This is a genomic window from Cedecea sp. FDAARGOS_727, assembly GCF_012273235.1.
Taxonomy (GTDB): Bacteria; Pseudomonadota; Gammaproteobacteria; order Enterobacterales; family Enterobacteriaceae; genus Cedecea; species Cedecea davisae.
In genome coordinates this window covers 602,130-622,775 of the sequence record NZ_CP050966.1, presented here as the reverse complement: position 1 = coordinate 622,775, position 20,646 = coordinate 602,130, and the positions used below count along the sequence as shown (strand labels likewise).

The window sequence follows — 20,646 nt, the reverse complement described above, 5'->3', positions numbered from 1 at the left end:
AAAAAAATATGCGAATCAGTAGCCTTTATAACTCCTCGCAAATGCTGAACCAGCTTGGCGCTAACAGCGAGAGCATCAGTAAATTAATGATGCAATTATCGACGCAAAAACGCATTAACGTGCCGTCGGACGATCCGGTCGCGGCCAGCCGTCTGGTGCAGTTAAACCGTGAGCAGTCAGCGATTAGTCAGTACCAGAATAACATCACCAGCATCAGCGGCACGCTGGCAAGCCAGGAATCACATCTCCAGGCGATGAACGACCAGCTGCTGGCGCTAAACGACAAACTGCTTTCGGCGGCCAACGGCACCAATAGCCAGGAGGATATGGCGAGCTACGGCGCGGAGCTGGACTCGATGCTGGACTCGCTGGTGGCGTCGATGAACGCGCAGAATGAAAACGGCAGCTATCTTTTTTCCGGTACTAAAACCGGCACCAAGCCGGTGCAGTGGGACGAAGCGGCGCAGAAGTTTGTTTTTGCCGGTAACGACGGCACGCGTGAAACCACCGTGGCCAACGGCGTTAACATCAAAGAAAACACCAACGTTGCTGGCGCATTTTCCTCCGGTGGTGACGATCTGGACATGCTGAACAAGCTTAAAGATCTGGCGAAAAAGATGCAGGATCCTTCTATTCCGGTGGCGGACTACCAGAGCGATATCGACAATATGCTGACCGCAACCACGGCCACGCGTGATAACGTTTCGGCGCTGTTTACCGATGTGGGCGGCCGCCAGAATCGCCTGACCTTGCTCAGCGACGCGCATACCGACGTCAGCGCGGCAAACGATCAGGTGGTTCGCGATCTTTCTTATAGCGACCCGGCGACCGCGACGGTCAACCTCAAGCTGTTTATGAATTCAGTGCAAATCTCCAACCAGGCTTACAGCATGATCAGTAAGCTCTCTTTATTTAGCGTGATGTAAGTATGCAGGTTGGTTTAGCTACAACAACATCCTCTTCGGCAGCCGCGTTAAGTCGCGGCAGTATCGATGCTCCGCAGTCGGTTAAGTCACGTAAAGTCGATGAAACGCCCGCCGCGCGTAATCCGTTCCCGGAAGCGGCTCTGCTTTCCACCCGCCCTCTGCGCTATAACGTGCAGCTTAACCAGCAGCTCACCGCGGTACAGCAGGCGGACAGTTACCTTTCCAGCACTGAAACCCAGCTGCTGCAACTGCGTCACGCCGCAGGCCAGGGCAAGGCCCAGGAGCAGGCCGCCGGGCTGGATCGTCTACTCACCCGCCGCGCTCAGCTTTCCGGCGGCACGGTTGACCGACAGTTCAACGTGCGGCTCCAGAGCCAGAGCCAGGTGAATTTCACTCTGCCCGGTAGCGAAAAAGTGCTTAGCTCTCCCGGGGGCGAAACGCTGGTGTTTATGCTGGGCGGAGCGAAGCGAGAGCTGGCTGCGGTAGCGCTGCCGGAAGAAGGTTCGCCGCGTAAAGTGCTGACCCATCTTAACGTTGGCCTTGGCCGGATGGGCATTCACGCCAGCCAGGATAAAAACGGGCAGTTAAATTTCAGCGTGGATGAGTCGCGCTGGGAGCGGGTGAGCCAGCAGCTTAGCGTGCGTGGGGAAGGGCATAATTTCCCGGCTGATTCATTTACCGTTCTGGCAGCGCGGCCGGAGATGGCGCAGCAGGAAGGTCTGGAGCAGCTTGTTGCCCGCCCGGACGGCGGCCGTGAAAGCCAGCTGAAACTCCAGCAGGCGCTGGAACAGATAACCGGCCAGCGCGGCAAATTGCGTATGCAGCAGGAGCGAGTCCGTTCCCGTATCGACGAGATGGCCACGCCGTACAGCCCGCAGCAGGCACAGGAAACGGCGCGAGCGCTGGGAGAAGTGCTGGGAAACAGCGGCAGCGGTTTTTCTTCGCTTAACCGCGCGCTGAGTGCGCAGGCGAATGTGCAGCAGGCGACGGTTAAAAATTTATTGGGATAATGCATATGAAGCAGGTCTGGAAGTGAACGGGATCCTCTCCAAACTGGCATAAATGGCTGTAAACCGAAGAGATAATCTCTACAAGTTCGGTTATGTTCCGTTCACCGTTCGCTATGGTGACAGAGAAAAGCCGCCGTGCGGGTGAACGGAAAAACTGTGGATTTGCAGAGATTGAGCATTCTTTAAATCATCTTTTCCTTGGGGGGAGTGCAACGAGAAAACTCAATGCAACGGATAAAGAAATATAATCCCGCTTTGCCCCACCACCAGCGGCTGCCCGTTAAGCTTCAGCGGCTGCATCCAGACATCCATATTCATCATCAAATCCACCAGGCCGTCTATCATCAGGCCCTTGCTGGGGGTGCTGTAGTAAATAGGCGACCAGGAGAACCACTCCTGGCCTTGCCGGGAGTCGATACGGGTGAATTTTCCTTTCAGCATAAAGCGCGGATCGTCTGGGCTGGTGATGGTAGTTAAAATCGTGTGGTTCACCATCTCCATGCGGGAGTCGTAAACTTCTTTGCGGCGTGACATCAAGTCATAAAAGCCCATTTGAACGTCGCCGGTAGCCTGCCGTGCAGGTGCCTCGCTGCTGTACGACCAGTTGTAAAAGCCGAGCATACTCAGCGCCAGTACGGCAATTAATGCACTCAGGATCCACTTAGCCAACGGTGCAGCCCTCCATTTCACCAATTTTTCGTCTGGTTTCACGCAGGATCAAATTGTTGAGTTGATTGCCGTCAATGCGCCAGTGGTAGATGGCCATCGCCAGCTGTTTACGGTCGCAGCTGCTCTCCAGCGAAAAGGTGTAATTCAGCGTCTGGTCGATGCTCTGATAGTAAATATTCATCATGACGGACTGCCCTTTTAGCAACTGATTCATCTGGTAGAGCGTGCCTTTTAGCTTGGTATAAAGCTGATCTTTACCGACTTCATCGTGGCTGGCAGGGTAAATTTCGTAGAGATGAATATTGCTGTAGACGTTGCTCTCTTGCTCTCTATACATCAGTCGGTTCCGCCCGGCGTCAAAAAAGTACCAGGTCGTGCTGGCAACGATCAGTACCGCTGCGATTATCAGGAACGTAATGCCCGGCATGCTTCGCCACCAGCGAGGGGCGCGAGCCGCTGCTACCGCAGGCAGTGGGGCAGGTTGGGGGAGAAGAGGCTCCGGCTGTAGCGGCGCGACTTCTCTGACTTCCGGTTCAGCGTTGGGCTGTTCTTCATAGAGAACGCTTTCGCTTTGCAGGATGTCATCTGAGTTATCACGAACCTCTTCTTCTTCTTTTTCAATAACGCAGCAGTAATCCTGCTCCAGCAAATAACCCTTTTTGGGTATGGTTTTGATTATTCTTTGTTGTTTTCCATCATCTTCAAGAGCGGTGCGTAAAGCATGAATGGCATTGGGTAAACTATTATTGCCAATTACCCTGCGCTCCCATACTAGCGTGGTGAGTTCTTCTCTGGTGAGAATCTTTCCCGCATTTTGCGTAAGGGTATCCAGCAGCTTTAATTGATATTCACCGAGGCGCTTGCGCTCCCCGCTGGTTAAATTGAGGATTGAACCAGAGCTAATATCAATCAGCCAGTCGTTTACAGAACAGTAGCGTTTATTCATTTTTTGGCAGCAGCCATTCCTTTAATAATTAACGGATATCGCCCCCGGCAGTGGCCTGCCGAGGCTAATTAATACGTCATCATTAAGTCCATTTAGAATTCATCACTGAATTGCCGCTCGCTGCGGAGGGAACGAAAGAACAGCCTGTTCTTATGTATGAGGACAGATTCAACGGCGCTGAAGCGGAAATAAAATGTAAGTTGACAGAGCAAAAGCAGGAAAATGTCCTTCCCGGTGTCTTTTTTACGCTATAAAAGTGTGATTGGCAACGTGATTTGGAATAATTTATTCTGATTTATATTAAATGTTTTGGGTGAATGTTAATGGATGTGAGTCGTGGAGGTGAATGTTATAAAAAACACGGTGAATGTGAAAATGATGTTTTCTGTTGCCCGCGTAATTAACCGAAATGCCCAGGTGGGAATTATTTTAATTTAGAGTTTTTTATTATTTATCGATTAAGAATATTCTTAAATGTGTCGCTATTGTTTTCTTTTGTGCTTTTTATTTTTATTTCCCTGTGCAAATGAGAATGACTATTAATGCAGTGTAGGATATTTGTCTGTATATAAAGAGTCAGAGTGGAGGGGTGGCAAGATATGAAAAAATATTGCTGCTGGATTTAATTTGTCCGAACAGGATGTCGTTTTATCTCAGTACAACATCAAGGGACCTGATGGTCAGGTTCATTAAGGAGAATATAAAATGTCATTATCTATTTTCACCAGCGGCTCTTCCATGGCGTCCATCAACGCGCTGAATAAATCCAACAGCATGCTGTCCACCGCGATGGAACGCCTGGGCACCGGCAAGCGCATCAACTCCTCCGCAGACGATGCGGCAGGTATGCAGATTGCTTCCCGCCTGCAGGGCCAGACTAACGGTATGGCCGTTGCGCAGCGCAACATCTCTGACGCTACCGCAATGCTGCAAACCGCGGAAGGCGCGTTCGATGAAGTGAGCAACATCATGTACCGCATGAAAGACCTCGCCACCCAAGGCGCGAACGACACCAACACTCAGGACGACCGCGACGCGATCAACTCCGAGCTGGGCGAACTGCAGAAAGAGCTGGGCAACATCATGAGCAACACTTCTTACGGCGGCGAAAAGCTGTTTGCGGCCGGCGGCAAGCTGTCCGACGACCTGAACTTCCAGATTGGCGCCAGCGCCAACGAGAAAATGACCGTCAGCCTGTCCGGCTCTCTGGCAAAAACGGCTTCTGCGATTACCGGGCTGTCAAGCCAGCTGGATATCAAAGATGCTTCCGGCGCACAGGCGCTGATGAGCAGCCTGGAAAGCAGCCTGGCATCTGTAGGCTCTATGCGTTCCAGCCTGGGTGCCAACATTAACCGTCTGGGCCACACCGCGGCCAACCTGTCCAACATGAAGGACAACACCGAGCTGGCGTTGGGCAACATTCAGGATGCGGATTTTGCCACCGAAGCTTCATCCATGACCCGCAACCAGATGCTGGCGCAGACCAGCATGTCGATGCTGAAGCAGTCCAACAGCATGTCCGGCATGGTGATGTCCCTGCTGGGCTAATCCCTGCGAGACTCTGCATGACAAAAACACCGCCTTCGGGCGGTGTTTTGCTTCCAGGCGATAAAAATTAAGTTTTTTTGATTAAGCCATTTAATTATCCCGACCGCTGTGCCGCTTTGATTAAGTAACGAAAGCTCTATAACACGAACAGAATCCAGGAGATTTACTATGTCTTTATCTATTTTCACCAGCGGCTCTTCCATGGCATCCATCAACGCGCTGAACAAGTCCAACAGCATGTTGTCCACCGCGATGGAACGTCTGGGTACCGGCAAGCGCATTAACTCTGCGGCAGACGATGCGGCAGGTATGCAGATTGCTTCCCGCCTGCAGGGCCAGAGCAACGGTATGGCGGTTGCACAGCGCAACATCTCTGACGCTACCGCAATGCTGCAAACTGCGGAAGGCGCGTTCGACGAAGTGAGCAACATCATGTACCGCATGAAAGACCTCGCCACCCAGGGCGCGAACGACACCAACACTCAGGATGACCGCGACGCGATCAACTCCGAGCTGGGCGAGCTGCAAAAAGAGCTGGGCAACATCATGAGCAACACCTCTTACGGCGGCGAAAAATTGTTTGCCACCGGCGGCAAGCTGTCCAAAGACATGAACTTCCAGATCGGCGCCAGCGCGGAAGAAAAAATGACCGTCAGCCTGTCCGGTTCCCTGTCCGCAACCGCATCCGCAATTACCGGGCTGTCAAGCCAGCTGGATATCAAAGATGCTTCCGGTGCGCAGGCTCTGATGAGCAGCCTGGAAACCAGCCTGGCGTCCGTGGGCACCATCCGTTCAAGCCTGGGTGCCAACATTAACCGTCTGGGCCACACCGCGGCCAACCTGTCCAATATGAAGGACAATACCGAACTGGCGTTGGGCAACATTCAGGATGCGGACTTCGCAAGCGAAGCCTCCTCCATGACCCGCAACCAGATGCTGGCGCAGACCAGCATGTCGATGCTGAAGCAGTCCAACAGCATGTCCGGCATGGTGATGTCCCTGCTGGGCTAAAACCCGCAGGCAGTTGCATAACAAATACACCGCTTTATGGCGGTGTTTTTGTTTCTAAGTATTGCCTTCCGCCTTCCCCCTGTGCGGAAGAATGCCTTCCCGTTTCAATTTAACTTATTGATTTTATTTTAATTTAAAACTGGCACGCTAATTGCTAAATAAATCCGCATAACGCCCGGTAAGCCCGGCGTGCCCGTATACCTGGAGATGAAAAATGTCTGATTTGACCAGTCTTGATCCTCAATACCTCGCCACGCAGCTGGCGGGTTATGACATTGCGGCGATGAAAGCGGCGCTGGAAAAGCAGAGCAAATCTCTTGGCGCACAAAAAACGGCGCTAACAGCACTGCGTACAGCGATGAGCGATTTCCGCACCGCGCTGACCGCGCTGAACAAAACCGACAGCGGCATGCTGCAAAACGTGGCGACGACAAACATTGAAGGCATCGCCAATGTTACCGCCAGCTCAAGCGCGCAGAAGGGGACTTATAACCTTTTCGTGGAGCAGCTGGCCTCGGCGCACCAGATCTCATTCGATGATATGACCGATGAGTCAATCAAAAATGCTACCGGCACCATGACGATTACCATCAACGGCAAGTCGATGGATATCGAGATGGACGATCTGCAGTCGTTGTCGGATCTGACCAAAAAAATTAATACCAATAACGATAAAGATGCGCCCGGCGTGACCGCCTCGCTTATCCGCACCGACGGTAAAGTCAGCCTGATGCTGAGCAGCGACGAAAGCGGCGAGGCAAATAAGGTTGAGCTGGATACCAGCAAAATGGACGCGAACAGCGCACAAAAATTCAGCACGTTCGAAACCATCACCCAGGCGCGTAATGCCAAATTCAAACTTGGCGAAAGCAATAAGGTTTATGAAAGCAGCTCTAATACCCTGGATAAGCTGATTGATGGCGTCACCATCAAGCTGACCAAAGCCCAGAAGGATGGAGATGAGCCGCTGCGCATCGATGTCGGGGTAGATAACACCGCCACCAAAGAGCAAATGCAGAGCTTTGTTGATGCCTTCAATACGCTGAAGGGGGAACTCGGCAAGCTGACCAACAGCGGCAGCGACGGCAAAGACCGTGGCGCGTTTGCCGGTGATGCGGGTATTGCTTCGCTCGAGAGAGATATGAACAACCTGCTGCGCCAGACCTTTGGCGACAAGAACATGACCGATTACGGCATTACCGCCTCGCGTGACGGCACGCTGTCAATCGATAGCACCAAGCTGGACAAGGCGCTTTCTGAAGATCCTCAGGGTCTGAACGATTTATTTAACGGTAAAGACGGGCTTATCAAGGGCATGGATAAGTCGCTGGATAAATACCTCAACACGTCTAACGGTTTGCTCAAAGGCCGCCAGGAAACCCTGGACCGTCAGCAGAGCGAAATGGATATTCGGTCCGACAAAATTCAGGCGCGGTATGACACCTCTTACAACCGCTACCTGAAACAGTTCACCCAGTTGCAGTCGATTATGACGCAGATGAATAACACCATGAGTATGTTTGGCCTTGCCTAAGGAAGAAGTGAGTTATGTACGGAAATGAACGGGAGGGCTTTGGTGAGTATCAGCAGTCGGACCTGGCTATTCAGGCCGCTGCCGCAAGCCCTCATCAGCTGGTGCTGATGCTGTTTAACGGCCTGATGGACGAGCTGGTGCGCGCGAAGAGTCACATTGCCGCCCGCCGCTATGAGCGCAAGGTACAAAGCATCAATAAGTGCATCGATATTCTTAACGCACTCACCAGCGCGCTGGATTATGAAAAGGGCGGTGACCTGGCATTAAGCCTCGCCAACCTTTACGACTACTGCGTTTACCGCCTGTATGACGCCAGCCATAAGCTCTCCGTTGAGTATGTGGAGGAGGTCGAAAAGATCCTTATAAATCTGCAGGAAGGCTGGCAAAAAATGGGTCAGCAGCATGGATGATATTCAGGTCATTCGCTTTCTGACCCGTGCGCTGGCGGTAGCGGCAGAGGAGGAAAACTGGCCGCAGGTGCAGGAGGTGGATAAGCAAATTGCTTCTCTGCTGGCGGCGCTTGCGCGTAATCCTCTAACCGATGCCAAACGTGTGGCGCTGGAAGACCTGCGCCGTATGCATCACAAGGTCAATGAAAAGTGCCGCCTGAAAAGCGAAGAGCTGGAGCGCAAAATGGCGCTCCAGCGCCGTAACCAGGAAGGCGTTGCCGCCTACGCGGTCTTTATGGATGAAGAGGATTTTCGCTGATGAACGTGACCGCTTCTCCAGTGTTGCTCAACGATGCAGCCGTGACTACGGCTTCCGGCTCGCTGACGGGGGCGCAGGATATGGCTGCACCTGCGGCTATCGGGGCTCAGGCTGGCGCTACCGTGCAGCCTCAGCCGTTCACTCTTGCCTTGCTGAATGTGATGCAGGCTACTCCGGCCAGCGCTGCCGAAAGCGGGCAGTTACCGGGGCAGGCTGAACCCGCCGCGGAGAGTGACGACGACGGCGATACCTTAACCGCTGATGCCGAAGCGCCGGTGGCGCTGCTTCAGCAATTGCTCGATGGTCTGCTGGCGGCAAACGCGGTTCCGGCGATGCCGGTTAACACGGTTATCAACAACGCATCGGGTCAGGTCTCATCTGAACCCGGCGGTGATCTAATTTTGCCGCTTAGCAGCAATGTGCCTGCGCCTGTGGTTCAACAGCAGACCCCTGTGGGGTTACCCGGTGTGTCGCAGGCCGTTGGCCTTAAGGAAATGACGCCGGTAGCGCCGATATTGGTGCTTCATGCTGGTGAAAACGCGGCAATCTCTGCGGCTCAGCCGGATAGCAAAGCACAGGTGTCTGGCGGTGTAACTCAGGTTGCGGCAGCTTCGGCCCCGATCAAACTGGATGCCGAAGAGTCGCGTTGGGCGCAGCAGCTTCAGTCTGCGCTGGGCGATCGCCTCCAGGTTCAGGTTAAGGACCAGATCCAGCACGCCACCATCCGCCTCGATCCGCCGGATATGGGCAAGATAGACATCTCGCTACACATCGAAAATGGCCGTATGCAGGTCACGATTAACGCCAGCCAGGGTGAGGTTTATCGGGCGCTTCAGCAGGTCAGCAATGACTTACGTCAGAGCCTGACCGAGCAGAACTTTATGCAGGTTAATGTCCAGGTTTCCTCCCAGGGAGGGCAGCGTGAGGGGCAACAGCGCTGGTCGCAGCATGAACTGGCGCAGGATGTGCAGGCCGCCGAAGCCATTGAGGCGGATGCGGGCGCGCGCCGCGAAGATGACTCCGTACTACTGACCGTTTAATGACAGAAGATTATGACTATAAAAACTTTTTCACTCGGGCTGTTAATTGCCCTGATTGCCGCGGTGTTTGCGGCTCTGCTCACGGTAGTGGGTACTCACGTTATGAATAAGGACGATGGGGCGAGCAGCCTCATTAGCTCAATGTTTAGCTCCTCAGACGAGAAGGGCGTTGAGTTTGTGGAGATTAAAAACGTCGTTATCACCCTACAAAGCGACGGCAGCAAAGAACGCTATTTGCTTCTGGAGCTGGCGCTGGCGACCCACGAGCCGGAAAACGTGCAGAAAATTAACGATATGTCTCCCGCTATCCGCGGGGCGACGGTAAGCCTTCTGTCCGACATGCATTATGACGCTGTACGGGCGATGAGCGTTTCTCAATTAAAGGAAAAGCTTATGGCCGCCTATAGCGAGCGCTTCAAAAGCCTCAACAGCGTTATGCCGTTCAGGGATGTGATCATCAGCAAGATGGTCTTTCAGTAAGCAGCACGGCGGTAAGGAAAATGATGGATTTTATTGCTGACGATGCGCTGACCCCGGCGGACGAGTCGCGTTATGTGAACGCTTACTTACCGCTGGTGCACCGTGTTGTTAAACAGCTTGCTTATCAGGCCAGCAGCGTAATGGACAGAGAGGATATGGAGCAGATAGCCCTGATGGGGCTGCTCTCTTCCCTGCGTCGTTACGGCCATCCTGATGAGCAGTTTGGTGCCTATGCGGTACACCGCATTCGCGGCGCCGTGCTGGATGAGCTGCGCCAGCTTGACTGGCGTCCTCGTCGTCTGCGGCAGAAAACCCACAAGCTGAACGACGCCATCCGCGAGATTGCCCGCGAGCTTGGCCGGCCGCCGGTGTTTGCCGACCTTGCCGGGCGGCTGGAGATTACCGCCGAAGAGTATCAGGAATATTTGCTGCTGGACTGCGCCAAGTCGATGGAGAGCCTCGACGAGCTGCTCGGAAGTGAAACTCACTCCGTGGCGCTTAACGGCCGCTCTTTAGAGGATGAGGTGATGGTTAGCCGGACGCTGAAAACCGCGCTGGCAAGCCTTGATGAGAGGGAAAAAATGATTTTGACGCTCTATTACCAGCAGGAAATGAGCCTGAAAGAGATAGCGCTGGTGCTCGACCTGACCGAAGCGCGTATCTGCCAGTTGAATAAAAAAATAGCGCAAAAGATTGAGAGTTTTTTTTAGCAGTTTATTGAGAAGTGGAAATCCATGCAGAAATTATTAGGTTTAATGATCATTTTCGTCTGTGTTCTGGGCGGCTTTATTATGTCGGGCGGGCGCCTGGCTTCGTTCTGGCAGCCCGGTGAAATCATTATTATTTTGGGCGCCGGGCTGGGCGCGATGGTGCTGGCCAACCCGAAAGCGGTGCTGGCCGAAATGTACCGTCAGTTTCGCGGCGTGATGCGTAAAAACGAGCATACCGATGAGTATCAGCGCCAGCTACTGATGCTGCTGTTTGAGCTGCTTGAGCTGGTGCAGGACGGCGGCCTGAAAGTGCTGGACGAGCATATTGAAGTCCCTGAAAGCAGCCCGCTGTTCCAGAAGTATCCGCTTATTCTGCGCGACAAGGCGCTGATTACCTTCATCTCGGACAACTTCCGCCTGATGGCAATGGGCAAAATCAACGAGCACGAACTGGAAGGGATTCTGGAGCAGGAGCTGGTGGCGATGGAAGAAGATCTCCTCCTGCCGTCCCGTTCGTTACAGCGTACCGCAGAGGCGATGCCGGGCTTTGGTATTTGCGCAGCGGTTCTTGGAATCATCATCACCATGCAGTCGATTGACGGCTCTATCGCGGTTATCGGCGTAAAAGTGGCGGCGGCGCTTATCGGCACCTTCCTCGGCGTATTTATCTGTTACTGCCTGATGGACCCGGTTGCCAACGCCATGGAACAGCGCACCAAAAAACAGATGGCGGTGCTGGAATGCGTGCGTACCGTGCTGGTCAACCATGTGGCGGGTAAACCGACGCTGCTGGCGGTAGATGCAGGGCGCAAAATGCTGCCGATGGACTCTAAGCCGACCTTTGCCACGCTGGATGGTTGGGTCAATCAGATGACGGGTGAAGCGTAATGCGCGGCAAAGCGAAGGGGCATACCACGATAATTAAGCGCTCCTCGCGCAAAAGTCATGATGCGGTTCACGGCGGCGCGTGGAAGGTAGCGTTTGCCGATTTTACCCTCGCGATGATGGCGCTGTTTATGGTGCTCTGGATTATGGGGGCGGTAACCGAAGAGGAGCGTAAAGAGATTGTTTCCCTGCTCAACAGCGACTCTTTGTTTGACGGAATGTCGCCTTCGCCGATTACCCAGCCGAACGGCTCCGGCGGCAGCATTACGGTTCTGGCCGGCAAGCCGAAGTCCGAAGACGGCGGCAAAGATGCTAAGCAGAATGCCGAGGCGATACAGGCGCTGGCTAAGCAGGCAAGCCTGGGCGAGAGCCTGAAGGACGTAAACCGCCGTTCAGAGCAGGAAATTGAGGATCTGGCGCGGACCATCATGAAGATTACCTCCGCCTATGATGCCCAGTCGAACCTGCAAATTGAGATTGTTCCGCAGGGGCTGCGCATCCTGGTGCAGGATGACCAGAAGCGTGAAATGTTCCAGCGCAGCAGCGCCATTCTGACGCCGTTCTTTAACCGCCTGCTGACCGAGTTCGCCACGGCGCTGAACTCTATCGATAACAAGATAATTATTACCGGCCACACCGACTCAACCCGCTTCCGCGATCAGGAGTTATACAACAACTGGAATCTGTCCGGAGAGCGAGCCATGCAGGCGCGCAGGGCGCTGACGAAGGGCGGGCTGGACGGCGGCAAAATATTGCAGGTTAGCGGCATGGCCGATCAGATGCTGCTCGACCCGGAACATCCTCTAAGCTCGGCGAACCGCCGCATAGAAATAATGGTGTTAACCCATTCGGCAAGCGAGTCGCTGTATCAGTTCTTTGGCCAACACGGCGAAAAGGTTATTAAACCGCTGGCGGAAAGCGTTGCTAAGACGTCGCCGCCGGCACGATAAATTTCTCAGGTATTTTGTTTTGTTAATCTCGATTTCCACCTCAATTGTCTCCACTTTTCCGCCTGCGTCCGAACTCTCCCGACGCATGGCGGGATTCTTTTTTCTGCTGCTGATGGTGTTGTTTTCCACGCAGGTATTTGCCGCGCCCGTTAAACATAAACCGGCACAAAGCCGCGCGCAGACGCAGAACAAAGAAGCCCGGGAACGCATGAAAAACCGCGCAAAGCTGCTCGCGAAGGCGAAAAAACGCGTTGCCGTGGTGCCCCTCACGCCCGAACAGCGGATACGCCAGGCGGCGGAAAAACTGGCCAGCCGCAGCTGGAATCGTCAGCAGCTGGCAATGCACGCCCGCTGGCGGCCAGGATATTTTGGCGGTTCGGAGCGCCTGCTGCCGCTGGCAACCGAGTCGCTGATGGCCGAAATGGTCAGCCCGCGCGTAGAAGAGACGATTTACAAAGTGATTCATCGGCTTAAGCAGCAGCTCGGCAAGCCGTATGTTTGGGGCGGGCAAACGCCGGATCAGGGGTTTGACTGTAGCGGGCTCATTAATTACGCCTATAACCAGTTACTCAGCCGCAAGCTGCCGCGCACCGCAAACGGAATGTTCCAGGACAGCAAGTTAAAGCGGGTCAACCAGCAGCAGCTCCAGCGCGGTGACCTGGTCTTCTTCAGTATTAAAAGCCAGGACAAGGCGGATCACGTTGGCGTTTACCTCGGAGACGGGCAATTTATTGAGGCGCCGCGAACCGGGCTGAATATCCGCATCAGCCAGCTGACGGACAATTACTGGCAGGATCACTATTTGGGCGCGAAGCGTATTTTGACCGAGGAAGCGATTCTGTAAGGTCTGACCCTCACCCCTTTGGGAAGAGGGTGAGGGGAAGTTCAACGCTTAGCGGTGCAGGTCGCCGGCCGCTTCGGGCTGGTACTGAAGTTCAAGCACTTCAAGGTTGGTCTGGCTGCCGTTTGGCATTACCCAATTAATGCTATCGCCTACCCGCAGGCCCAGCAGCGCGGCGCCTACCGGTGCCATGACGGAAAGCTGGTTGTCGCTGTCCGTGAGGTTGGCAGGGTAGACCAGAGTGCGAACGTGCTCTTCCTGAGTGCTGAGGTCACGGAATTTCACCCGGCTGTTCATGGATACCACATCCGCCGGCATTTTTTCCGGACTACACATCTCAGCGCGATCCAGCTCGGCGTTAAGCGCCTCTGCGACCGGACTTTTGGCATACTGCGGTTGCTCCAGCAGTCGGTCAAGGCGTTCGGCGTCTAGTTCGTTAATGATGATGGCAGGTCTGGACATAATTCTCTCCGTGTAAAAAAGCAGGGCACTCATGTGCTGAAAATCGTACAAAGAAAAACCCTCACCGAAACCGGCGAGGGTTGATTCTGTAATGATGATACTGAGCTTAGCTTACCGTTGAAAGGGAGATAAGTCACATTTTGGCGTGCCTGCCCGCATCAAAGGATAATACTGCCCAGCGCCGCCAGCAGGAAGGCGATGGTGCCGATTAGTGTTTCCATTACCGTCCAGGTTTTCAGCGTAGTCTTTTCATCCATTTCCAGGAAGCGGCCAACCAGCCAGAAACCGGAATCGTTAACGTGGGAGAGTACCGTCGCCCCGCCCGCAATCGCTATCACGATAAAGCACAGGTCAAACTGGCTAAGGCCGGTCGTCGCTTCAACCATCGGAGCGACCAGAGCGGCGGTGGTGGTGAGCGCGACGGTAGCCGACCCCTGAGCAACGCGCAGCGCGGTAGAGATAACAAATGCCGCGACGATAACCGGCATTCCGGTATCGGACAGCACGCCGGCAAGCGCGTCGCCGATGCCGCTGGCGCGCAGTACGCCGCCGAACATGCCGCCAGCGCCGGTCACCAGAATAATGCCGCAGATTGGGCCCAGCGCGCCGTCACAGACCTTTTCCAGATGCTGACGGCTGTGTTTTCCGCTGAACACCATCAGGGCGAAGAATACCGTGATAAGCAGGGCGATAGGCGTTTTTCCAAGCATGCGCAGGAAGTTAACCAGCGTATTGTCGGCGCTAACCCAGCCGAGCACCGTTGCGGTGTTCAGGCCGGTATCCAGGAAAATCAGCACTAGCGGCATCAGTAAAATAGCCATCACCATGCCAAAAGACGGCGGCTGGTGGTTCTCGTCCACTTCGACTTTGCCGAGGAAAGAGGAAGGCAGAGGAATATCGAATTTCTTCCCGGCATAGAGGCCAAACAGATAGGCACCAAGATACCAGGTCGGGATGGCGATAATCAGGCCGACCACGACCAGCAGTCCGATATTGGTGCCCAGCAGTTCGCTGGCGGCAACCGGCCCCGGGTGAGGCGGCAGCAGGGCGTGCATCACGGCAAAGGCACCCGCGGCCGGAAGAGCATATTTTAACGTAGAGCCGCCAAACTGTTTCGCTACGCTGAAGATGATAGGCAGCATTACAACCAGGCCCGCATCAAAGAAGATAGGGAAGCCGAACAGCAGCGAGGCCACGCCCAGCGCCAGCGGTGCGCGGTGGGATCCGAATGTTCCTATTAGCGTGTCGGCCAGCACTTTTGCGCCGCCGGAGATCTCCAGCAGGCGGCCAATCATCGCCCCAAGACCAACCAGCAGCGCAACGCCCGCCAGAGTGCTGCCGAAGCCGTTCAAAATAGTCGGGACAATTTTATCGAATGCTACGCCGGTGACGAGCGCGACAACGACGCTGACCAGAGTTAGCGCCAGGAAGGCGTGGACGCGAAAGCGCATGATCAAAACCAGCAGGAGCACGACGGAGCAGGCTGCAATCCCCAAAAGGGTTCCTGCGCTTAAAGTGGTTGTTATTTCGGTCATATTATTTCCTCAAGGCCGAATTTTTAGATGAATGCGCCAGTTTTGCGTCATCTGTTTATTTTGATACCGGTAACATGATATCGGTAACATCCGGCTACCTGTAAATGAACTCTGTAATGTTTGTTAACATTTTGAGAGCAAGCTCAAACTATCGAAATAATCAGGATAAAAGGTGAGCGGGTGAGTTGTCTGGCGAGGGAAAGTCTGACAGGTGCGAGAGATACGTTACGCTTTATGGGCAACGTCGATGTTTCTGACACCTTAGACAACCGGACGGGAGAGAACATGAGCCAGTACGACAAACTGAAATTGAAGGACGGCAGCTCGCTGTATTTTAAGGATTGGGGCGAGGGGCAGCCGGTGGTATTCAGCCACGGCTGGCCGCTTACCGCCGATGCGTTTGAAGACCAAATGTTATTTCTTGGGCAGCAAGGTTTTCGGGTTATCGCTCATGACAGGCGCGGCCACGGCCGCTCGTCCCAGCCCTGGGATGGGCATAATATGGATCAGTATGCGGACGATCTGGCTGAGTTGACTGCTCACCTTAATTTAAAAGATGCCGTGCACGTTGGGCATTCCACCGGCGGAGGTGAAGTGGCCCGCTATATTGGCCGTCACGGAACCGGTCGGGTGGCTAAAGCAGTATTGATTGGCGCAGTGCCGCCGATCATGCTGAAAACAGAATGGAATCCAGATGGCGTTCCGCTCGACGTCTTTGACGGTATCCGCAAAGGCGTGGTGGAAGATCGTGCGGCGTTTTTCAAAGAATTGACGCTGGCGTTTTATGGATACAACCGCCCGGATGCCAAAGTATCTGAGGGCGTGCGTGATAGCTTCGTGGCGCAGGGGATGCAGGGGAGCATCAAGGCGATGTATGACTGTATCAAAGCCTTCTCCGAAACCGATCAGCGCGAAGATCTGCGGAAAATGACCATCCCGACGCTGGTGATTCACGGCGATGACGACCAGATCGTTCCTTTTGAAACCTGCGGTAAGGCTGCCGCGGAGCTGCTACCTGATGCTGAATTGAAGGTTTACAAAGGCGGTTCGCACGGGATTTGCACTACGCACAAACAGCAGATTAATGAAGATCTGCTGGCATTTTTAAAGAACTGATCCTGCTCTGAGTTAAAATCGGCCTATTTTTAGGTCGGTTTTATTTCAGGGAAGTAATTACCACTTTGTGGTTATATTGTTAATAAATAGAATAAAGCTCTTGATTTTATCCCGAAGAAATTTAAAATCCACGGCCGATTTTTTCCATTTCACGATTGATGAATTTAATAGTAATAAATTTTTTAATTCATTGATTGTTAATGTTTATTTTTATGATCTTGATTGCCGGGGAGTTGTTTCATGATTAGAGCTATATTGTTATCCGCCAGTTTTATGCTGGCCGGTTGTACCGCATCCGATTTCATCAGCGCTACGGGTGAAATATTAAATGCAAAGGATGGTTATGATAAGAATATGAGAAACGAGAAAATTAAGGCGGCAAATAAAGCAGCTGGCTATTAATTTGAATTTACAATTCGGTTTTATCGCGTCTGGAATAATGTTTTTTGCGAAATATTTGTGAGCGGGCCATCGTATATGCGACGGCCCGACAACGCTTTAGCGGCCATTTTTTTCAGCCAGCGGCAGCAGGATCTCTTTCAGGATCTCGTAGCGCTGCTGGGGTGAGAGCCAGATAAACCCCAGCAGCTTCTGTTTTTTCCCTTCACATTCAAACTGTGCTTTTAGTTGCAGTAAAAAGCGTTTTGTTCTGTTCATGGTCACCTCCGTATTCGATACCTGAAGGCTACTCCGTGAAACCCGGAACAAACAGTGATACGATTAAAAAATGACTTCAGTATTTATGTGTTTTAGTCACCCACGGCGTCCAGACGGAAGCTTTTCCCGCAGTTGCCGGGATGTTTCTGCGGTGCAAACGAGGCGCTTTGCAGCGGCTGGTTAATTTTGTCTGCCAGCAGGGATATCTGCATTTCCGTCAGATAGGCAGGGTTACCGTCGCAGGTGAGTTTTACCGCGCTGACCGCGTCACCACCCCAACTTTGCTTCAGGGCTTTATTAAAGTCTTTACGCGTCACAACTTTGCCGTAGTTTTGAGCCAAAAATTCGCCGAAGGCGCTCTGTTTAACTTCGCCGTTGAGGCGCACCATGGTGCCGAAGTAGTCGTCCGGGTTGAAGCCGAAGCAGACGCCGTGTTTGGCGAACTCGTAACGTTCCAGGCAGGAGTTGCCGCCCGCACCCGGCATCACGCCGGAGAGCTTCGAAGCCATCTCAACCGAAAGGCCGGTGTCCGGAGCGGCGCATTTATTTGAGGCTCTGGCCTCCGCCATGTTGGGGATCGGGCGGGTTGCGCAGCCGTAGCGCATCCAGCGTTTCTCATCCACGCCGCGCGCGGCAACGGATTTTGGTAGCCCGGCCCACAGGCCATGCACCGTCAGGAAGGCGCGTTTGTCGGCCTGCTCCTGCTGGGTGGCGCACTCTTCGGGGACGTTGCGGTTGCGGTCGTGCATGCTCTGGCAGAAGCCGGTCTGCCAGGATAAAGCCAGCACGTAGCGGTCAAAATCGCCGTAACGGGCGGGTTGCAGCGGATCGGCCTGTGCCAACTGGCTGGCCAGAAGCGGGGCGCACAGCAGCAATGTCTTACAGGCAATGGCGTTCATATCTTTTTCTCTTATTAGTCCGGGAGGCGCGATTATTATAAGCATAAAAAAAGCGCCCGATGCAGGCGCTTTAGCGTCGTGAACAGAGCGGTTAGTGAACCAGGGCCGCAGCCGGTACCAGGATCTCGGTGGCAACTATCACCACGATTAAGCCAACGGCAACCGGGACAGAGGTTCGTTTCACCACTTCGAATGGTGAGATTTTGGCCATCCCTGCCACGGCAACGACCACGCCGGAGACCGGTGAAATCGTGCGGCCCAGGTTGGAGGCTTGCAGCATCGGGATAGTCAGGTATGCCGGATTAATGCCTGAAGAGTGCGCCAGCTTAGGGATCATCTCCACGAAGGCATAGAACGGCGCATTACCGGAGCCGGTGGTCATTGCTGCCAGCATCGTCAATATCACCAGCACCAGCATCAGGATAATGCTGGCTGAGCCAAACGAGGTGGCAATCGAGATAAGGCTCTGGATAAAGCCGATAGTGCTTAGGCCCTGAGCAAAGACGCCAGCGGCCACCAGCAGCATCACCACGTTGGCAAAGGCGTCCGCCATTCCGCGGTAGCAAACTTCCATCCCGGAGAAGACGTGCTGGGTGTTGAAGCTGCGGAAAAACTCAATCAGGGCAGCAATCAGAATACAAATCACCAGAATGGTAATGATATGCAGCTGCGGGCCCCATTTCCCGTCGAAGATAAGCACCCCGATGATTGGAGTAAAAGGCAGCAGGGCATAGAAAGATGGCGCGGTGGTCTGGATTTCACTCACGTCGAGCATTTCGTGATTGATGTGCTCTTTTTTATCGAGATAGCGCTGCCAGAAAAAGTGCGCAATCGCCATGCTGATAATGGCCGCGATGGAGATAGGAATCGTGGTTTTAAAGGCAAAATCCACCAGCGACATTTCTGAAGCCTGAGCCGCCAGCACCACGTCACCGGAGGTCGGGGCGAGAATGATTGCCGCCGGGGAAGCACAAATAGCGGCTGCGGCACCACGGCTGATACCGACGTTGACCATCACCGGGAATAGCGTGGCCATCAACAGTACGCCGAGGCCGGTAGCCGACGAAACGGCCAGCGACATCAGGCAGGCGACGAAGTAGGCGGCAATCATCAACAGATAAGGGGAGTTGATGAACTTCAGCGGCTTAGATGCCAGTTTTACCACCACGTCGTTAGCGCCGATATGCGTCATATAAGCCGCAAAGCCGCACAACATCATGATCATCATCCCGAGATCGCCGCCGCGGCTCATCAGCAGGATTTTGACGTATTCAAAAATATCCGTGGCGGTATAGCCGGTGCTTTCTGCACTGGCAGGCAGGACTTTGTGGCCCATTAAGGCGCTGACGATCAGCAGCAATAGCCCGCCAACGAACAGCACGCCGGTAGCCGAGTAGCCTTTTATGATGTAGCGGGCAACGCCCACAATCACCACTACCCCAATAATAAGTTCCAGAATTGTAAGCATTATTTCCCCCAGTGCGTTAAGGCGCACAGCAGCACCTTACGCTTGCGGCTGTTAAGTCCGTCTGCCTGAATAATTAAAGTGACTTTGCAGGATACTGCAAAGGGCTACGAATTTGCCTGATAACAGGATTGTAGTTTCTGATGAGCATCAATATTCCGCGTAACGGATCAAATTCCGCTGTGGCTTTTGCAGTCGGGATTGCAGTTATTCAAACTGCTTATTGAAAACGGGAATAAAAGACGAGCGAGTTTAGCTGATTAAAGCAGCATAAGGTTGCTGTCTTATGAGTGATATTTTGCGCAATTGTTAATTTCGGGGGCATTCGTAAAGCATTTAAAAAAATCTTTAAAATAGCGCCCGCAGCCGCCTATACTGCGGGTCACTTTTATTGCGGGGTTTTTATGCTGCACACCTCCTTCTGGTCGACAAGCCGCTGGCGCTTTTTCAGGAAGCATCTTTTGATGCTGCTGTTGGCGTTTGGCTGGCTTTTTGTCAACAGTCAGGTGGCGGTGGCGTCTTACGATTGCCCGGTCGATATGACCGCAGGCCCTATGGCGGCCCCGCATAGCAGCTCAATGAAGATGGCCGACCAGGCCATGCAGTTGAAAATCAGCAACCCGCTGTGTGAGAAGCATTGCGTTCCTGACGTAATGCAGAAAGATAACGGCCATAGTTCGCTGGTGGCTCTGCCGGTTGTTGATTCTCTTGCGCTGGTTGAACCGCAGTGTAGCCAGGTTATTGAGTCCGTCTTCCACGTTGTCCCTCCCGCGACAGGCCCTCCGGCAACGATCCGTTTTTGCCGTTTCAGAGAATAACTCCAGCACCGTCATTGTTTTGGGCTTTTGCCCTTCACCTTTTTGACCGTGTTTCTGGAGATTAATCATGTTAAAAGCACTTCGTTTTGCCGCAGCTATTGCGCTGCTTTCCGCTGCCTCTTTCCCTGCGTTTTCCGCAGAGTCCTCTCACGATATGGCTGGTATGTCCGATATGCAGGGCATGTCGATGCCTGCGAAAGCTGCCCCTGCCGCGACGGTTTACCACACCGAAGGCGTGGTGAAAAAACTTACCGCCGACACCGTTTCTATTGCTCATCACCCGGTCGCCGGGCTCGGCTGGCCAGCAATGACTATGACCTTTTCTTTGCCGAAGGACGGTTCCGTGCCTGCGTTAAGCGTTGGGGAGAAGATTTCGTTCACCTTCGCGCAGCACGAACAAGGGTATCAGCTGGTTTCCGCAACCCCGCTTAACTAA

Annotated in this window: 24 protein-coding genes; 17 read left to right on the top strand and 7 right to left on the bottom strand. The window is 53.6% G+C overall.

What is annotated here, in order from left to right; all coding sequences use genetic code 11:
• Positions 1–8: 8 nt before the first annotated feature.
• Positions 9–926: a flagellar hook-associated protein FlgL gene (gene flgL / locus FOC35_RS03060; protein ID WP_071704075.1), complete on the top strand. Its 918-nt coding sequence runs from the start codon at positions 9–11 to the stop codon at positions 924–926.
• A gap of 2 nt (positions 927–928) precedes the next feature.
• On the top strand, positions 929–1,936 hold the full coding sequence (locus tag FOC35_RS03055) for a hypothetical protein (protein ID WP_172568093.1): 1,008 nt from the start codon (positions 929–931) through the stop codon (positions 1,934–1,936).
• A gap of 222 nt (positions 1,937–2,158) precedes the next feature.
• Here the strand turns inward: FOC35_RS03055 and FOC35_RS03050 are convergent, their stop codons facing one another.
• Positions 2,159–2,605, bottom strand: coding sequence for a hypothetical protein (locus FOC35_RS03050; RefSeq protein ID WP_172568092.1), 447 nt, complete (start codon positions 2,603–2,605; stop codon positions 2,159–2,161).
• Positions 2,598–3,551, bottom strand: coding sequence for a transcriptional regulator (locus FOC35_RS03045; protein WP_172568091.1), 954 nt, complete (start codon positions 3,549–3,551; stop codon positions 2,598–2,600). Before FOC35_RS03045 ends, FOC35_RS03050 begins: the two co-directional genes overlap by 8 nt.
• 705 nt (positions 3,552–4,256) lie before the next feature.
• On the opposite strand from FOC35_RS03045, the gene FOC35_RS03040 reads away from it, so the two are divergent.
• From FOC35_RS03040 to FOC35_RS02990, 11 genes are all read left to right on the top strand, one after another.
• Positions 4,257–5,099: a flagellin gene (locus FOC35_RS03040; protein WP_039897985.1), complete on the top strand. Its 843-nt coding sequence runs from the start codon at positions 4,257–4,259 to the stop codon at positions 5,097–5,099.
• A 168-nt stretch (positions 5,100–5,267) separates the two neighbouring features.
• Complete coding sequence (locus FOC35_RS03035; RefSeq protein ID WP_039897986.1) at positions 5,268–6,110, top strand: flagellin; 843 nt, start codon at positions 5,268–5,270, stop codon at positions 6,108–6,110.
• Positions 6,111–6,324: 214 nt separating this feature from the next.
• Positions 6,325–7,644: a flagellar filament capping protein FliD gene (fliD, locus tag FOC35_RS03030; RefSeq protein ID WP_016535314.1), complete on the top strand. Its 1,320-nt coding sequence runs from the start codon at positions 6,325–6,327 to the stop codon at positions 7,642–7,644.
• Positions 7,645–7,658: 14 nt separating this feature from the next.
• Entirely contained in the window at positions 7,659–8,054 is a 396-nt protein-coding gene (gene fliS / locus FOC35_RS03025) for a flagellar export chaperone FliS (RefSeq protein ID WP_016535315.1), read from the top strand.
• Positions 8,047–8,352 carry a hypothetical protein gene (locus tag FOC35_RS03020; RefSeq protein ID WP_016535316.1) on the top strand — a complete coding sequence of 102 codons (306 nt, stop codon included), beginning with the start codon at positions 8,047–8,049 and terminating at the stop codon, positions 8,350–8,352. The genes fliS and FOC35_RS03020 overlap by 8 nt, the downstream gene beginning before the upstream one ends.
• Positions 8,352–9,392, top strand: coding sequence for a flagellar hook-length control protein FliK (locus tag FOC35_RS03015; protein WP_254065357.1), 1,041 nt, complete (start codon positions 8,352–8,354; stop codon positions 9,390–9,392). The genes FOC35_RS03020 and FOC35_RS03015 overlap by 1 nt, the downstream gene beginning before the upstream one ends.
• A gap of 12 nt (positions 9,393–9,404) precedes the next feature.
• Positions 9,405–9,872: a flagellar basal body-associated protein FliL gene (fliL, locus tag FOC35_RS03010; protein ID WP_016535318.1), complete on the top strand. Its 468-nt coding sequence runs from the start codon at positions 9,405–9,407 to the stop codon at positions 9,870–9,872.
• A gap of 23 nt (positions 9,873–9,895) precedes the next feature.
• Positions 9,896–10,582, top strand: a complete 687-nt coding sequence (locus FOC35_RS03005; RefSeq protein ID WP_172570310.1) for a FliA/WhiG family RNA polymerase sigma factor — start codon at positions 9,896–9,898, stop codon at positions 10,580–10,582.
• 24 nt (positions 10,583–10,606) lie between these two features.
• A complete protein-coding gene (motA, locus tag FOC35_RS03000; protein ID WP_172568090.1) occupies positions 10,607–11,470 on the top strand; it encodes a flagellar motor stator protein MotA in 864 nt (287 codons plus the stop codon).
• Positions 11,470–12,417, top strand: a complete 948-nt coding sequence (lafU, locus tag FOC35_RS02995; RefSeq protein WP_016535321.1) for a putative lateral flagellar export/assembly protein LafU — start codon at positions 11,470–11,472, stop codon at positions 12,415–12,417. The genes motA and lafU overlap by 1 nt, the downstream gene beginning before the upstream one ends.
• Positions 12,418–12,436: 19 nt before the next feature.
• Positions 12,437–13,261, top strand: a complete 825-nt coding sequence (locus FOC35_RS02990; RefSeq protein WP_254065356.1) for a C40 family peptidase — start codon at positions 12,437–12,439, stop codon at positions 13,259–13,261.
• Positions 13,262–13,309: 48 nt separating this feature from the next.
• Here FOC35_RS02990 and rnk read toward each other — a convergent pair whose 3' ends face one another.
• Both rnk and FOC35_RS02980 read right to left on the bottom strand, forming a co-directional pair.
• Complete coding sequence (rnk, locus tag FOC35_RS02985; protein WP_039897988.1) at positions 13,310–13,720, bottom strand: nucleoside diphosphate kinase regulator; 411 nt, start codon at positions 13,718–13,720, stop codon at positions 13,310–13,312.
• Between the two features lie 158 nt (positions 13,721–13,878).
• Positions 13,879–15,255, bottom strand: coding sequence for a GntP family permease (locus FOC35_RS02980; protein ID WP_172568089.1), 1,377 nt, complete (start codon positions 15,253–15,255; stop codon positions 13,879–13,881).
• A gap of 285 nt (positions 15,256–15,540) precedes the next feature.
• Between FOC35_RS02980 and FOC35_RS02975 the strand changes: the two genes are divergently transcribed.
• Both FOC35_RS02975 and FOC35_RS02970 read left to right on the top strand, forming a co-directional pair.
• A complete protein-coding gene (locus tag FOC35_RS02975) occupies positions 15,541–16,371 on the top strand; it encodes an alpha/beta fold hydrolase (protein ID WP_172568088.1) in 831 nt (276 codons plus the stop codon).
• Positions 16,372–16,611: 240 nt separating this feature from the next.
• Positions 16,612–16,773, top strand: coding sequence for a hypothetical protein (locus tag FOC35_RS02970; protein WP_172568087.1), 162 nt, complete (start codon positions 16,612–16,614; stop codon positions 16,771–16,773).
• 96 nt (positions 16,774–16,869) lie between these two features.
• Here the strand turns inward: FOC35_RS02970 and FOC35_RS02965 are convergent, their stop codons facing one another.
• The 3 genes from FOC35_RS02965 to dcuC all read right to left on the bottom strand — a co-directional run bounded on the left by FOC35_RS02965 (position 16,870) and on the right by dcuC (position 19,395).
• The gene (locus tag FOC35_RS02965; protein ID WP_016535329.1) at positions 16,870–17,028 is read right to left on the bottom strand and encodes a hypothetical protein; all 159 of its coding nucleotides are present in this window, start codon (positions 17,026–17,028) and stop codon (positions 16,870–16,872) included.
• 92 nt (positions 17,029–17,120) lie between these two features.
• Entirely contained in the window at positions 17,121–17,927 is an 807-nt protein-coding gene (gene rna / locus FOC35_RS02960) for a ribonuclease I (protein ID WP_172568086.1), read from the bottom strand.
• A 91-nt stretch (positions 17,928–18,018) separates the two neighbouring features.
• Positions 18,019–19,395, bottom strand: coding sequence for an anaerobic C4-dicarboxylate transporter DcuC (gene dcuC / locus FOC35_RS02955; RefSeq protein ID WP_016535331.1), 1,377 nt, complete (start codon positions 19,393–19,395; stop codon positions 18,019–18,021).
• Between the two features lie 401 nt (positions 19,396–19,796).
• On the opposite strand from dcuC, the gene FOC35_RS02950 reads away from it, so the two are divergent.
• Positions 19,797–20,210, top strand: a complete 414-nt coding sequence (locus FOC35_RS02950) for a DUF2946 domain-containing protein (RefSeq protein ID WP_316245178.1) — start codon at positions 19,797–19,799, stop codon at positions 20,208–20,210.
• Positions 20,211–20,277: 67 nt separating this feature from the next.
• Complete coding sequence (locus tag FOC35_RS02945) at positions 20,278–20,646, top strand: copper-binding protein (protein WP_172568084.1); 369 nt, start codon at positions 20,278–20,280, stop codon at positions 20,644–20,646.

Bases quoted from the DNA above. Each gene is read 5' to 3' on its own strand.
- flgL (WP_071704075.1), top strand. From the start codon at position 9: ATGCGAATCAGTAGCCTTTATAACTCCTCGCAAATGCTGAACCAGCTT.
- FOC35_RS03055 (WP_172568093.1), top strand. From the start codon at position 929: ATGCAGGTTGGTTTAGCTACAACAACATCCTCTTCGGCAGCCGCGTTA.
- FOC35_RS03045 (WP_172568091.1), bottom strand. From the start codon at position 3,551: ATGAATAAACGCTACTGTTCTGTAAACGACTGGCTGATTGATATTAGC.
- FOC35_RS03040 (WP_039897985.1), top strand. From the start codon at position 4,257: ATGTCATTATCTATTTTCACCAGCGGCTCTTCCATGGCGTCCATCAAC.
- FOC35_RS03035 (WP_039897986.1), top strand. From the start codon at position 5,268: ATGTCTTTATCTATTTTCACCAGCGGCTCTTCCATGGCATCCATCAAC.
- fliD (WP_016535314.1), top strand. From the start codon at position 6,325: ATGTCTGATTTGACCAGTCTTGATCCTCAATACCTCGCCACGCAGCTG.
- fliS (WP_016535315.1), top strand. From the start codon at position 7,659: ATGTACGGAAATGAACGGGAGGGCTTTGGTGAGTATCAGCAGTCGGAC.
- FOC35_RS03020 (WP_016535316.1), top strand. From the start codon at position 8,047: ATGGATGATATTCAGGTCATTCGCTTTCTGACCCGTGCGCTGGCGGTA.
- FOC35_RS03015 (WP_254065357.1), top strand. From the start codon at position 8,352: ATGAACGTGACCGCTTCTCCAGTGTTGCTCAACGATGCAGCCGTGACT.
- fliL (WP_016535318.1), top strand. From the start codon at position 9,405: ATGACTATAAAAACTTTTTCACTCGGGCTGTTAATTGCCCTGATTGCC.
- FOC35_RS03005 (WP_172570310.1), top strand. From the start codon at position 9,896: ATGGATTTTATTGCTGACGATGCGCTGACCCCGGCGGACGAGTCGCGT.
- motA (WP_172568090.1), top strand. From the start codon at position 10,607: ATGCAGAAATTATTAGGTTTAATGATCATTTTCGTCTGTGTTCTGGGC.
- lafU (WP_016535321.1), top strand. From the start codon at position 11,470: ATGCGCGGCAAAGCGAAGGGGCATACCACGATAATTAAGCGCTCCTCG.
- rnk (WP_039897988.1), bottom strand. From the start codon at position 13,720: ATGTCCAGACCTGCCATCATCATTAACGAACTAGACGCCGAACGCCTT.
- FOC35_RS02980 (WP_172568089.1), bottom strand. From the start codon at position 15,255: ATGACCGAAATAACAACCACTTTAAGCGCAGGAACCCTTTTGGGGATT.
- FOC35_RS02975 (WP_172568088.1), top strand. From the start codon at position 15,541: ATGAGCCAGTACGACAAACTGAAATTGAAGGACGGCAGCTCGCTGTAT.
- FOC35_RS02970 (WP_172568087.1), top strand. From the start codon at position 16,612: ATGATTAGAGCTATATTGTTATCCGCCAGTTTTATGCTGGCCGGTTGT.
- FOC35_RS02965 (WP_016535329.1), bottom strand. From the start codon at position 17,028: ATGAACAGAACAAAACGCTTTTTACTGCAACTAAAAGCACAGTTTGAA.
- rna (WP_172568086.1), bottom strand. From the start codon at position 17,927: ATGAACGCCATTGCCTGTAAGACATTGCTGCTGTGCGCCCCGCTTCTG.
- dcuC (WP_016535331.1), bottom strand. From the start codon at position 19,395: ATGCTTACAATTCTGGAACTTATTATTGGGGTAGTGGTGATTGTGGGC.
- FOC35_RS02950 (WP_316245178.1), top strand. From the start codon at position 19,797: ATGCTGCACACCTCCTTCTGGTCGACAAGCCGCTGGCGCTTTTTCAGG.
- FOC35_RS02945 (WP_172568084.1), top strand. From the start codon at position 20,278: ATGTTAAAAGCACTTCGTTTTGCCGCAGCTATTGCGCTGCTTTCCGCT.